14 protein-coding genes are annotated in these 14,149 nt (G+C 39.4%); all 14 read right to left on the reverse strand.

Features of this window, described 5'->3' with window-relative positions:
• Nucleotides 1-2,778: DUF6531 domain-containing protein (locus tag AC5YCE_RS01640; protein ID WP_496170667.1), on the reverse strand; the 2,778-nt coding region annotated here is incomplete at its 3' end.
• 76 nt (nucleotides 2,779-2,854) lie between these two features.
• A complete protein-coding gene (locus AC5YCE_RS01645; RefSeq protein ID WP_496170669.1) occupies nucleotides 2,855-6,538 on the reverse strand; it encodes a type VI secretion system Vgr family protein in 3,684 nt (1,227 codons plus the stop codon).
• A 162-nt stretch (nucleotides 6,539-6,700) separates the two neighbouring features.
• Nucleotides 6,701-7,069, reverse strand: coding sequence for an SseB family protein (locus AC5YCE_RS01650; protein WP_496170671.1), 369 nt, complete (start codon nucleotides 7,067-7,069; stop codon nucleotides 6,701-6,703).
• Nucleotides 7,070-7,143: 74 nt separating this feature from the next.
• Nucleotides 7,144-7,428: a hypothetical protein gene (locus tag AC5YCE_RS01655; protein ID WP_496170673.1), complete on the reverse strand. Its 285-nt coding sequence runs from the start codon at nucleotides 7,426-7,428 to the stop codon at nucleotides 7,144-7,146.
• Between the two features lie 80 nt (nucleotides 7,429-7,508).
• Entirely contained in the window at nucleotides 7,509-7,922 is a 414-nt protein-coding gene (locus tag AC5YCE_RS01660; RefSeq protein ID WP_496170675.1) for an NUDIX hydrolase, read from the reverse strand.
• 220 nt (nucleotides 7,923-8,142) lie between these two features.
• Entirely contained in the window at nucleotides 8,143-8,607 is a 465-nt protein-coding gene (locus tag AC5YCE_RS01665) for a YybH family protein (RefSeq protein WP_496170677.1), read from the reverse strand.
• A gap of 609 nt (nucleotides 8,608-9,216) precedes the next feature.
• Nucleotides 9,217-9,555 carry a zinc ribbon domain-containing protein YjdM gene (locus tag AC5YCE_RS01670; RefSeq protein WP_496170679.1) on the reverse strand — a complete coding sequence of 113 codons (339 nt, stop codon included), beginning with the start codon at nucleotides 9,553-9,555 and terminating at the stop codon, nucleotides 9,217-9,219.
• Between the two features lie 244 nt (nucleotides 9,556-9,799).
• Nucleotides 9,800-10,183 carry a ribonuclease E inhibitor RraB gene (locus AC5YCE_RS01675; protein WP_496170681.1) on the reverse strand — a complete coding sequence of 128 codons (384 nt, stop codon included), beginning with the start codon at nucleotides 10,181-10,183 and terminating at the stop codon, nucleotides 9,800-9,802.
• A 108-nt stretch (nucleotides 10,184-10,291) separates the two neighbouring features.
• Nucleotides 10,292-10,654: a hypothetical protein gene (locus AC5YCE_RS01680; protein ID WP_496170683.1), complete on the reverse strand. Its 363-nt coding sequence runs from the start codon at nucleotides 10,652-10,654 to the stop codon at nucleotides 10,292-10,294.
• Nucleotides 10,655-10,718: 64 nt separating this feature from the next.
• Complete coding sequence (locus tag AC5YCE_RS01685; RefSeq protein ID WP_496170685.1) at nucleotides 10,719-11,384, reverse strand: RluA family pseudouridine synthase; 666 nt, start codon at nucleotides 11,382-11,384, stop codon at nucleotides 10,719-10,721.
• Nucleotides 11,385-11,479: 95 nt separating this feature from the next.
• Nucleotides 11,480-11,833 (reverse strand): hypothetical protein, encoded by a 354-nt coding sequence (locus AC5YCE_RS01690; protein ID WP_496124408.1) that lies wholly within the window; start codon nucleotides 11,831-11,833, stop codon nucleotides 11,480-11,482.
• A 978-nt stretch (nucleotides 11,834-12,811) separates the two neighbouring features.
• On the reverse strand, nucleotides 12,812-13,018 hold the full coding sequence (locus tag AC5YCE_RS01695; RefSeq protein WP_496124407.1) for a hypothetical protein: 207 nt from the start codon (nucleotides 13,016-13,018) through the stop codon (nucleotides 12,812-12,814).
• Between the two features lie 266 nt (nucleotides 13,019-13,284).
• Nucleotides 13,285-13,863, reverse strand: coding sequence for a DUF4126 domain-containing protein (locus AC5YCE_RS01700; RefSeq protein ID WP_496170687.1), 579 nt, complete (start codon nucleotides 13,861-13,863; stop codon nucleotides 13,285-13,287).
• A 126-nt stretch (nucleotides 13,864-13,989) separates the two neighbouring features.
• Complete coding sequence (locus tag AC5YCE_RS01705) at nucleotides 13,990-14,133, reverse strand: zinc ribbon-containing protein (protein WP_004647987.1); 144 nt, start codon at nucleotides 14,131-14,133, stop codon at nucleotides 13,990-13,992.
• Between the last annotated feature and the right edge of the window lie 16 nt (nucleotides 14,134-14,149).

Genomic DNA, 14,149 nt, shown 5'->3' on the forward strand with positions numbered 1-14,149 from the left:
TCCATCTTCATGGTAGCCAAATTGGGTAATGACTTGAGCTTGTTTGATTTGGAACAGGCGTCCACTTTCTGCATAGGCATAATGCTTTTCTTCGCCATCAAAGGCTTGTTCTCGAACCAGTTGTCCCATGCTGTTGTAATCGAACAGGTACTCTGCATGGTTTTGGTTGATCAGCTTTTGGATGCGGCCTTGTTTGTCCCATTGGTAGCCAATCTGGTATTTGTTGGCATCTATGCGTTGTTGCAGTAGCCCGGTTTGGTTGTAGCTGTAGAGGGTGGCTTTGCCTGCGGTATCGATGTGTTTGAGCAAGCGTCCTTCTTGGTCATGCTCGAAGTGTTCTTTTAAGCCATCGGGGTAGATGACAGTTTTAAGCTGTCCTTTATCTATGCCTTGGTCGCTATAAAGGTATTGCACGGCTTGGGCTGTGGCATCTTGTTGTTGTAAGAGTGTGCCTGTTTCGTCATATTCCCACGCGCTTTCTTTGCCAGAGCAGTCACTGTAGGACAGCATTTGCCCGAGGTCGTTGTACTGAATGCTCTTTTTACCGCCTTTAGCATCAATCACCTCAACCACTTGCCCTTGAGCATTGTATTTATAGGTCGTGGTATGTCCCAGTGGATTGATTTCTTTGCTGACATTGCCATCAGCATCGTATTCTTTTTTCCAGATATTGCCTTCGGGATCTTTGGTTTCAATCAGATTGCCTTGATCATCATAGGCAAAGCGGATCACCCCGCCATTGGGTTGTACGATTTTAGTCAGTTGTCCTGCTTCATCGTATTCTTGTTGGGTTTCGCGTCCTTCAAAGTCGATTTGTCGGGTGATGCGTTTGTATTGATCGCGGGAATACCAGGATTCGCGTCCATCCGATAAACGGGTGCGATAGGTAAAGCCTTCAAGGTCAAAGTAGTAGTAGGTCGGATTGTCATAGGCATCATACACCGCCACTTGGCGTAGGCGCGGATGCCATTTCAGTTTGGTGTGGAAGCTCCCATCATCCGCCCATTCCTCAATCGCTTTGGCATTCGCTGCAGGGGATTCGTAACGGATATTTTGTCCACGTCCTGTGCGGTCGGTATAGCGGGTCAGTTGATGGGCATGGTTATAGGTATAATCTCGATGATGCCCATTTTGATCATAGGCTTTGATCAGATTACCGTGTTGATCATAGTCATAGCGTGCCAGTGGTTCTGCTTGCTCATCCACAAAGATCGCAATCATCTTCACTTGGGGGTTGTAGGCAAATTTTAAGCTCTGCTGGGCTTTTTTAAGTTGAAAATCGACTTGCTTCAGAAAGGCCTGTCCATTGACCAGCAAATAATCCAGTTTCACCTGTTCGTTACTGCTTGGATTCTCCTCTAACACCAGATGATAGTGCCCACCTTCTACAAATTGGTGAAAGTGAAAATTCCAATCGCCACCAAAATTTAAGGCTAGATCACCATTCTCAAGCGGGGCAATCAAAATCCCTTCAAAAGGTACGTCGTAGACTTGTTCAGTGATACTGGCTGGTAATCGATGTTTACGTCCATTACCATCAATAAAGAGATAGCCGAATTCAGTCGCTTCAATCCGATTGGAAAAGGGCATCATCCAGCGTGCACCTATACAACTGTCATCAAACTCTGACATTTGCGAGTTGTATTGGCGGCTAAAGCCAAAGCCGAGCAGTGGCAGATAAAAATCAGTATGTTTGACCCGCTCTGCACCGATGGCATAGCTGATACTCTTGAAAGTTGCTGAATCACTGCCAAGGGTTACGCAGAGTGGATCATTGAGGGCATTGGCTTGTAGCGAAACAAACTCTAAAGTATCGCCTTTGGTATGCCGCTCCAGCTCCCCTGTTTGGGTCACAGGCACACTGGCACTGACTTTATTTTCTAGCTCAGCAATCGCTTTTAAGGTTTCATCAATCAACCACATCAGGGTGTATTTTTGTCCGCTGGATTGGGCTTGGATCGCGCCGGTCAATTGACCCGCATGTTTGGCAGCAAGCAGCTGTAAAGCCCCTATGGGTATGTCGGCATAGGCTGAATCTTGTCCTTGTTTGGCCACGGCTGCGGTAGAGATCAAGCTGGCAAGCGAGGCGGCCCAGTTGCTAAATTGTTCTTTGGGATCACGAGTATCAGCACTGGCACCTGCACTGCTGACAGCACCAGAGACAGCACCTACCGCACCTGTAATACTGCCTTTTGGCATGCTCAGTGCGGTCATCATCAATGCTCCCAAAGCACTGGCACTGCTGAGTAAGCCTGCCAACTTGCCTTTGGTTTCTTTGAGGAATTTTTCTAGGTCGCCGGCAATCATCGCATTTAAGTGCAAGGACAGGCGTTTGATACCAGGCTCTTGGATTTTACCGTCTTCTTTATACAGATATTCAGCCATTAGACCAAACATCGGTCTCAGCGCCATACGGACATGCGCTTCGGACTGCGGTGCCAAGAACAAGCCAATCAAATTGGCACTGAGTAGCGCTGCCTGTTGTACGCCGGCATCACCTTGCTTGGGCTTCAGTGCAAACAAGATCACATCGAGCACACTGCCGGTTAAGGCAAAAGAATTCGCCACCATCGGGACGTTGGCATAGGCTTGCAGTTGTTGTAAGTTGGTTTGACCACAACTGGATAAAAACAGTTGCACTTGACTGGCAATGCGTTGTAAATCGGTCGGTGAACGGGTGCTTTCCAAATTAAACACAGCCAACTCAGGGGGAGTATCTTGAACCTGTTCTTGTCCTTGGCCTGGATTACCTGAATTTGCTGTATCTTGGAATGTCATGTTGTTACCTTTTAATTTTTTAGATCTATATAAAATTACTTACATTACTTATCTGCATTTTTAGGTGCAAATCTAACTATTTCTTATTCTGCGCATTGAAATTTTCCGAATCTGGTAATTTCACTTCTCGAATTGTCTCCGTATAATTGACATTACCTTCACTGAAATATTTCTGCGTAATAAAAGAGTCATGAACAACCACAGGCTCATCAGGATCTTTTACCTCAAATAAGGGTTTATCTTGTTGTTTATCTGAGTGCTCAACAGATATTTCTTCTTGATCCACATGAGTCGAGGTACTTAAATCAGTATGAGTATTGATATCTTTTTGTATAGCATCATATTGCTCGCCCTCATTACTCACTCTCAATGTTTCTGAGTAAGTTAGGTTACTGTTTTGAAAATATTCTTGTGAAATAAAATCATCATTTACAACCACGGGACTATCGTCTGTTGTAAATACACTCGCGGAGTCAAAACTATTGCTAGGAGTATACCCTCCTAAAAAGCCATTATTTGATGACACATTTGAGTGAGGATTAAAACCTCCATTAAAACCGTAACCGCTCGCCCCCCCCGCTCCCAAAGCATTTAAACTATTACTGAGTCCATCCTTGAAAAGTGCTTCGGCTTGATCTTTAAAGAAATCTAATCCTTGCTCCTTTATCGTTTCCACTGTCTCATAGCCATTAGCCAACATTTGCCCTGCATTCATCAATTGATCAGCAGACAGATTTAAATTCAGCTGGTTGGATATACCACCTAATAAACTCCCGCCCACTTGATTAGCGAATTGATTCAATGCTTTGCCACCCAAATCATTTAACGCGGACCTACCTATATCTTTAAGTGTATCTCCATTTAAATTGAACAAATTATCTTTTAATTGGTTCATTAAATTTTGACCAGCCCCACCCAATAAACTTTGTAGCACTCCTCCACTAGCAGAAGCGCCTACAAATCCATTGGACCACTGGTAACTACGACTTTCAAAATGGCTTGAAGGTGACCAGCAACTTCTCTTATCTTTATCAAAAATAACTTTGGCTGGACCTGGTGCAATTCCTGTTACAGCTGCAAAACCATTTGCATCAAGTTTTCCAGTCACTTCTTTTCCTAAAGAATCGATGACTTTATAAGCATTTTGCTTGAAAAAATCTTCCTTCCCGTAACTACGCAGTAAATCCAATGCACCTTTCAATTTGCTAGGCTTAGGAAGTTTTGCCGCAGCGGATACACCTTGACCTGGTTGGAATAAATGTTGACCTGCTTTAACTTCAAATTTACCACTCGTCGAAGGAAAAATCCCTGAACCATTGATTTTGATTTGAGAGTTACCACCAGTAATCACAATTTCTTTTGGACTACTGATTTCAATTTTATCTTCTGTAGACGCTATTTTGATCCCAGATTTTGCTAATAAGTCAAGTGCATCATCCTGAGCCTGAACTTCAATTTTACCTTTTGCTGCAATCGTACTAATACCTGATTGAGCAGCAAAAACACTGACTTTCCCCAATGCCTGTGCTAATAAATTCTTTTGAGTACTTAAATTGATACTACCACTAGCAACTTGATTGATATGACCATCTGCAGACAAATGAATATCTTCTGGCGTACTAATCGCCACACCGTCTATTGAGGTAAGTAACAAAATAGATTTTTTAAAGTGAGCAACTTCTTTCTCAATTTGTTCAGCGAACAGTTTAAGTTGTTCAAATGATTCCAACTCATCCGCCTGTTGCTTTTTAGCGATATCACTTAAGTCTTTACTATTAAGAGAACTGCTTTCAAGCTGCTTTTTAGCATCAACTGCATCAAAGTGATCTTCTTTAGCTAAGTTTTGTTTATATGTACTTAAAAGTAGACCTTGTCCAGCTCGCACTGCCCCCCACTGGTCAGTTCTAAGCTCAAATCCTTCTCCTCGTCCATCACTTTTATCGGATGATTTTGGATGACTTAGATTTCCCAAGTTGAGTTGACTTGCTCCATGACTACTCTGAAGCTGTGCACTAATTTGCCCAGTTGTATCATCAAATCTTAACTGGTTAAATCCTCCACCAGCTACTTCTTTAGAACGGATACCACTCAATTTCTTGGTATCTGGTAACTGACCTTGTACATCGAACTTAGTCGGACTGCGTTGAGCCTCATGCAAGCGTCCCACTACAAAAGGACGATCAATATTCCCATCAAAGAAATCAATGACGACAATTTCATCGATACGCGGTAAAAAGCGAGCACCATATCCATCACCCGCCCAAGGAGTAAGAACATCTACCCAAGCAGAGTCAGTATCATTTTCATTTGCACCCGCCCCTCCATCGTGTTGATGATCTTCACTACGAGTGAATAAAAAACGGACTTTAATACGTCCCCATTCATCCACATGAATCACCTCGCCAGGCGGTCCAACAACTTTGGCACGTTGTGGATGAGCTGCAGGACGATGCTTCAATGGATTAAATTCAGGAACAATACTGACGTTTCGTCGTTGTAATATTAGATTATTAAGCTGTCTCTCTTGATTAGCTTGGCTTAAATTTGAAGGCAACCAATTACTCTGCACAAGTAGTTGACCAATTTGATCATCCAAATCTTTAGGCAAATTATTTTGGTTGTAATAACTCTTACCAACAATCAAAAACTCTTTATCAGCACCACTATGCTCATCAACTTCAGGATGGTCATTAAATTCAAACCAATAACCAACTTGTGTATCTCTAACAGTTGACCTTGCTACAAACTGCTTACTTTGAGTATCGTAATAATTACTGAGATTCTTATTAAATTTTTCAATTTGACTATTATTTGATGCTGTCGCCTGATCTTCACCCTTTAGATCTTGCATCCATGCAGGGCTGAAATGCCAAGCCTGTTCCAAAGCCAAACTCGCATTATCATAGTTATCACTATGTTTATGCTTGCTTTGAACCGTGCCTGCTCCTTCTTCTTGTTCCAGCACATCTGATTGCCAACGCTGTACATGCACAGCAGTGGGTTGAATACTACGTTGCCCCACAAAACTAATGATACTGTCTTTTCTTTCAGTTGCACTACTGCGATGGAAGCGGATGTTTCTGCGTTCAAGTGCTTGGTATTGGCTACTATCGTCTATCAGCCTGAGCTTTTGAGCTTCTATGGAAGTTGATGAGACAGGTACTTGGAGTTGAGCTTCGTCAATCAGCCAATTGATACCTTCACTGCGCATGAGACGCGTCAAGAAGTCGTAATCGGTTTCATTACTTTGCATAATGAAAGGACGCACATCATACTGTTGTTTAAGTCCACCAAGATCTAAACTGAGACTTGCAGCAAATAGTGCACTTTTGCTTTGCCATTCCTGAAAAATGGTTTCGATCACCTCTATCGCAGACTTATTCATAAAAACACGGTTATTCAGCCGTTTATGCCATAGAGATGTAGGATCTTGAAGTGTAAGTTTGTACAGGGTCAGTGAACCGTCACTTTGCCCTTGCGCTGCTTCGGTAATAATCCCTGTGGTACGAAACAGCTTACCCTGATCGGTGACTTGATCCACAGCGACTTGGCAACCAATAAATTGTTTAAGCGAGATAGTTGCGTTAGTGGATAAACAAATCAACTCTGCCTTAAGCCCCTCATTGAGCGCATGTTGACCATCTATTCGTTGTAGAAACACTTCTTCATTTAAGCTTGGATTACTAAACTGTGCGTGTATGGCTCTTTTTTGAGCGGTTAAGCCAAGTTTTTCTATAGCCGAAAATATATTGGAAAGCATATTTATTATCTTTTTTAGCGTATCTTTGAATGCTGTCTATTTAATCAAATTTTATGCAAATTAAACAGCTTTTTTAGCTAAAAAGTTGTTTTAGTGCGTAAAAAAGACGATCAATAGATCGTCTTTTTTCAAATTGAACTGTAAAATTGAATCGATTTCAGATCACAATTCATCCATATCCATATTCAATATAGCGTTCACCTCATCTGGGGAAAACTCTTTCGCCAAATCAGAGGTCGGATTCATGACCAAAGTTGCTCCACTGGTCATGGAGAAAAGCTCGCGAGTAATCATTTTAAAATATTCAGCATCCACACCTACATCTGAATGAATCATGTCTAGCGATAAGAAAAATGGAATTGCCTGTTCACCCTCTGCCGACTCCAATACGCGGAATTGGAAGTTTTTTGCATCATCCTGTGTACCCAGACAAAAAACTTCAGCGTCCAATAATTCCGTTATAAATTGCGGAATCAACTCATAGTTTTGTTGGGTTTGCTCAAATAGAGCTTGTAAATTTTGATTATTCATTATGATTACTGATCATCTTATTAAAATATAAATTTAAAAATCATCCACCAAGTTTGGTGAACCGTTGTTCATGATTAGAACACAAAAGCATGATCGACTCTATATTGATCATCTTCAATCAGCATGACCATTTCAGCAACATAGTCACCTTCGGCTTTACTGTATTTTTGCGTCCAAATTACCGCTACAGATTCAGGGCGTCGGAACAGTTTTACAAATTCTCGTTCTGTAAATAGACCCATCTTCTCTTGATAAACACCGCACACAATCTTAAATTGCGTTTCATCCAATGCGCTTTTAGCACGTTGACTAAAATACTGAATATGCTTGGCATAGTCTTTTTCAATCGATGCCTGCATAAGTGAATCCATCATCTGATTGGCGATATTCAGCAACTCAGCATCGGTTCATTGATCAAATGAAATAGCCATATTTGCTCCTAAAAAGCGCGACTGATGACAGAACCATTGAAAGCAAGACAATCTGTCACTCTTAACTGTTGAATTTTGGATAAAGCCTCTACATCAAACCAAGCATATTCCGAATGTTCATCACTGAGCTGTATTTTTGTGTTTTCATTATGTCTAATCAGCTCGCATCGAAATATAAACGCATGTGAATTCATAGCTGAATGGTAATAGACACCTGACAAATATTTCACTTCTACCTCACAACCTAGCTCTTCTTGGCATTCACGAATTAGCGCATCATGTATCGTTTCACCGACATCTAAACCGCCACCAGGTAATCCCCAAGCATGATCAGCATAGTTCGCTTTGAGTAACAGTATCTGTCCATCTTGGTTACAAATCACCGCATGTGAACTCATTCGATACAGATCATGAAATCCCATTATTCATTTCCGAAATTCGTTATTTTAATCACCAGCATATAACACCTGATTTAAAGATCACCACACACATCCTATAACTGAATTTATTAAGCTTAGGCATCAGATTGACATTTTGGACCCTTCAATAAAAATACCCGTAAAGTTGATTACAGGTCTATTTATTTCTTTAGATCTCTTGTGAGAAGCTCTTTAGAATAAATTCTGCTCAAAGCAGTAAACTTTAAACCACCAGCCGCAGCTTAGGCTTATCCTTCAATAGGACGGCCTTTCCCGTGATGATGTCCACAGGCATAGAAATATGTTGATGTACAATGCGCCATTCATCACCCAGCTTTTTTAAACATAGAGTCGTACGACACCAAGGCATTTGCAACTTCCCTTTTAAAGCACTATGTTCAACTTTAGAGAGACAATGTAAAACAGCCAAAGAGTCGCTGGTATGTAATTTAATTTCACGGCGTGAAATCTGCATACCTTCCATGAAGTAAGGGCTGAACTTCGCCCATTCTGTTTTATATTCTTCGATGTTATTCAACTGACTACTGACATCGAACATACGCATTTCAGGACAGCATTGATTCGCAAGTGCTTTAATATTTGTGCCGACCACAGCTTGATCCCACAACTCAATTTGAGCCAAAACTTCTTGTGCAATGATTTTGTCACCGTCTATTTGAATTGGCACGGTTTGCTTCCTCATTTTTCTTATATTTGTGATGAAGTTAACACTTTTAATCCATTAAAGTAAGGGGGAATTTTGGGATTTTTATCATTTATTATGATTTTTTTGTGAACAATTTTATTAAAATTTGACAAACTAGGACTATTTTTTAATACAACTAAATAAATGGTCCGCCAAGATTTATTTTATACAAATAAGGTAGTTAGAGAAATTATTTTTAAAGTAATGAATGCTCTGAAAGATTAAAAAATACTGAACTACAAGTGAGCAGTATTTTAACTGTTTAAAAGTAGAGTGCAATGAAGCTAATTGAATAGAAATATGAGTTTGCGATGCCGTATTCAACTAATAAATTACTGTTCCAATTCAATATCTGCACTGATCAAATTGAAAATAGATTTTAAAAATAAAGCGATAAGAGACAACGTCCAAGCGTATTTGCCTGACAAAACTGCTTTTTTGACTATCTTCATTATGTCTAGTCGGATAATTTTGGATTTACTATGCTGTGTGCATTATGGAAAATCTTAAAGTGAAGCACTGACTTAAAGTGTGCATATATTTCTAAACACACTGAATCTTAAAGCCAGCTATTCACAAGAATTGTAGAATTTATGCTTTTTTTACAAATTCGGATTTGAGTTTCATTGGACCAAAACCATCTACCTTACAATCAATATCGTGACCATCATTTGCATCTGGAAGCAAACGAATATTTTTTGCTTTCGTGCCGACTTTAACGACGGATGATGAGCCTTTAATTTTAAGATCTTTAATCACTGTCACAGTATCGCCATCGGCTAAAACATTACCAACAGCATCTTTAATAATCGCAACATATTCAGCGACTTCACCTTCTTTCCATTCATGTGAACATTCAGGACAAATCAATAGTTCGCCATCTTCATACGTATATTCTGAGTTACATTTTGGGCAGCTTGGTAAAGACATAATAATTTCCAAATTTAAAAAATGAAGCAAAAAAGAAAGTCTGTATTATAACATTAATTTATAGCTATCAAAGCATTCCAATATTTTAGTTATGATTTAAATCAGTCTTATTGTTCAGCGTAGAGTGAGTAAGTTCGCTTTATCATAAGTTTCATTGTTCATCTAAAAATAAGCCCCAATATTTTTAAATATTAGGGCTGATTTGAATTTTATTGGCTATTTTAACAATAACGCTTCAAAAAAATTAACTTTGGAATTCTTCATCAATGTCTTCGTCATCATAGACATATGCCATGCAACCCCAACCATCGTATTCACCGCCATGTTCATTGGCAATTTTGGTGAACCATTCTTCTAGATCGACGATGTCTGAATATTCAGGTTCCATGTAGACATAAATAGTAATAATCCACTCTTGGGTTTCTGATTCTTCATCAATAAAGAGACTGATTTTTTGCTCTTCATGTAAAAGAAATAATGCACACTGTTCAGCTTTTGCTTTGTCTGTGAATGCAATTGAATATTCAATTTCATGTGCTTCAGTGAGGTCGTCACCGTCTTGAGCCATTTGCCAAAGGACATCACCATTATCATCATTTGGAAATAGTGCTAGGTCGCGTTCAGTCATTGTAGAATCCTTGTGTTTCTTTTCATCAGGTTAGAACCACCTTAGCTTAATTCTATTTCAATTTGGAGATATATTTTTTAATCTTAAATTTAATCTGACACAATCATATTAAAGCTTTAGGTTTCGATAGATTTTTTGTGGATCTTTTTGGCATTGATAATCAAACCAAAAATGATCATTGCGCGGATCACTTAAACGATTTATATAGTTTGACAATGCCTCATTTGAATCGACTAGATATTTAGGGTCATTCCATTGCTGAGCAAACACCGCAATCGGTTGATTTTGGAATGTTAAAACCCAAGTCGCTTCACCTCCCTGAATAGGAGGTAAATAATCACTTTCAATCATTAAATGACAAAAATCTGCCACTGTAGAATCTTGCGCTACTTCGAATTCTCGTTTATTCGGGGCAGTACAATCATCGCCCAGCGCAACACTATCACGTGCGACTTTAATTATTATTTTCATCGATAATTTTCTTTTAAGATATTCACATCATACGATTTTTAATGTTGATTGCCACTTTTATCCCTTAAAAAGCAGTTTCACAAACAATCTCTAATTCTGTGCCACTCAATGGCTGAGTAAATGCCAAATAACTTGCATGCAATGCCATACGACCCAATGGACTACGTGTCGGCTCAGGATGATAAAGCTTATCCCCTGTAATTGGATGACCAATATATTGTAGATGCACACGAAGTTGATGCGAACGACCTGTAATCGGTGTCAATAACACGCGACTAACATCTGTTGCTTCATCATATGTCACACGATCATACAAAGTCAGTGCTGGCTTACCCAATTCAAAATGCACAATTTGACGTGGACGATTTTCCCAATCGGTAATCAGAGGCACTTCGATACGACCTGTATCAGGCAGTTTTCCTTGTACCAAAGCGATATAATTTTTTTTAACGGTACGTGCTTGGAACATTTTACTCACCGCTACTTCGGCATCCCGATGCTTGGCAAACATCAAAATACCCGATGTTGCCATATCTAAACGATGGGTGATTTTGGCATTTGGAAATTGCTCTAAAACACGAAAATACGCACTGTCATGATGCTCAGGTAAACGCCCCGGGACAGACAATAGTCCTGCAGGTTTTTCAATGATGACCAGATCATCATCCTCATAAAGAATTGAAAGTTCACCCTGAGGAGGCATATAGACAAAATTATCGTTCAGCGCCATGAAATAACAGCTTCAGCAAAAGTGCGCGCAAAATAACAAGTGGTGCTTAGACTGTCAATCTTCGACAGCCCAGCACATTTATTCTATGAAACTGATTACTTCATATTGCTATGTTGAATGCCTAAACCTTGCCAAAACTCATCGGGATATTTGATTTCAGGCTGTCCAACCCATCCATTTACAACGTCTAGGTCATAACCTTCAGCATTTTGCTTATAGCTTACTGATTGCAATGCCATCAAATCCCAACTTCCCGTAAATTTAATTTGCTCTAAATTTTCAGGATATTGTCCATATCTTATTTTATGCAATTCGATTAATGAAATAGCTGTTTTGAAATGTTGATCACCAAATGCATTATCTGCATTTTTTTGAATATTAGAGATTTGATCACATGCAAAAAGATTAAGCGTTAACAAAAGGAGCATGATCGTTTTTAATTTTTTCATATCATTATTTTAAAATGTAAATTGTGTGCATATGTTATCAATGGATTGAAATAACTTCAATTTTATAGCGCTGTAATAAATATAAGATGGCGTTTTACTTGAGGGAGGTTGTTGTTTTGATTTTTATGTTGATGGGTTCTATTTTTTTATTGGTTTTGTCTTTCAGAATTTTTAAGGGTGTTGGGAAAAACATAATGTTTAACTTCAACGAGCATAACTTTGTAAGTTATAACCATGTGCATATAAATTGGTAATCTATAGCGTCCTAAGTCGAATCGAGACCTTTTGGGTGAGTACTGCATTCGCGTTTTGCGCCGCTAACAGCATGCTACTCTTTTCAATTCCCGTCACACCCTTGAGAGATATAGTAGTCAAAGTTGTTCGGGATTAATTTCCTAAGATGCGCTATTTTTTAATCTATTTGAGAAATATTTTCACTTTAGTTTAAATTTTAAATAATATTTTCCAAATGAATCAAAATAAGTCTTTTATTTACCAACAATCATCCTTTTAAGAGAATTTTTAATACAAAGATTTCAATTACAGATTATGCAACTCGAATTGTGGTTTGTGATTTACCTTTTACTTTTGATGTATATATCAGCTGGTCAGTGAGATGGGTTGCCTCATCAAGGTTAGCAGGAAGCTCATTGAATAACCGACCTCGGTACTGAAATCAAAAGCGTAGCGCTGCTTTAATCCGCTTTTAAAAATATCTCTAAGACATCTTGCATATTTTTCTGTGCCCGCTTGATCCGTGTTTTGTAAGATCACCACGAATTCATCGCCACCTCATCGTGCAACTGTATCGCTTTTGCATTTAATTGATATCGACCTTAACTCACATAAGGTGCTTGTTGCCAATGATGATTTATAAAATGAATTATCAATTTTGTTCAGTTGAGCTCGAGTCCTCATTACATCGACTTAATTTAAACTCTAAATCTCCAAAATGAATAGAAAACCATCTATAGATCATTAGTCCACACAGCATTTCGGGCATGGAACGACTTTTTCTCTGGGCCAATTCATACGCGCACGTTTGAGTGCAAGATCACAATCGGCAAAGTTGCCAATGAATATTTGGTTTTTAAGATTGGGGATGTCTTCACAGCCTCGTGTTGCATTATGCATTTGATAAGCGCCACTCGGTAATGCATTTTCATCGACGATATATTTGATCATTAATCTTCTCCCCTACATTTCAAATTTTCGTACCAAATGCACAAAAACAACAATCCCATATAAATTTTATGTCTTTATAATTACATAATCAAAATATGGGTATTTGGAGTAAAAATCAATCATTTTGTCGATATTTATATCTGGTCAATCATGCATTTGACCTTCCATAAATTTAAGCTTAACTCATTCTTTAAATTAAATTATTGCTCGATACAATCTAAATCAATCTTCATTCTACAAGCCTTTAATCCATCTTATTTTCAGCTTTAATTAATTGCTGTTGCGATGCTATTTTTCTTTTTAATTCTGATCCAACGTATTACCCAAATCAATGCGATCACACCAACAATCACCACCAAAACTGGAACAATTAAAGACAAGATTGACACTGCAAATGCACCAATCCACTCTCCTGTTGAAATCACTGGATTGGCTACTCCGCCTGTGGTCGCAGTGGATAGTCCACGGACTGCTACAGTACTCATTTGTACTGCGGTTGCAGTTCCTCCACCCACGATGAGTGCCGATGCCCAACTGGCAAACTGTGACATTTCCCCTGTGCCTGCTGCCATCGTAGTCAGTGTGCCTGCAACCAGTGCTGCGGGTGTGGCAATGGTATCGAGTAAGTTATCGACCCAAGGGATATAGTACGCCCCTATTTCAAAAACGGTTGCGACAGCCAGTGCGATACAGACCGATGGCATTGCAAGCCAATCAAAGCCTTTCATCGGTTCAAACCAGCCCATGAGGGATGCTACACTCATCACAAGCAATGGGACAAATACACGGAATCCACACGCTGCGCTTAAGCCAATGCCGATACATAATCCTAAGATGGTTTCCATGATGATGATTCCTGTTTTTGTTGTTGGTTATTGTGATTGAAGTCTAGTTTTAAAGATAACAAAAAAGCCCTATGGAGTAATAGGGCTTTTTATTTAAAACAGGGATCGCTGTTTTAGTGTGTTGGCTTAGGCGTTCTTGTTGTTAAACTGATTGCCTTGGCACTTGGTACACGGTGGTAGACGGTCTGTACCAATTTCTAAGTAAGTGCGATGTCCGCACTGAACGCAAAAATAGAAACCTGTTCCCGGTTTTGAGCCAGCAGTTACCATCTTGGTTCTCCGTAGT

It is taken from the genome of Acinetobacter sp. CY79 (genome assembly GCF_059515845.1).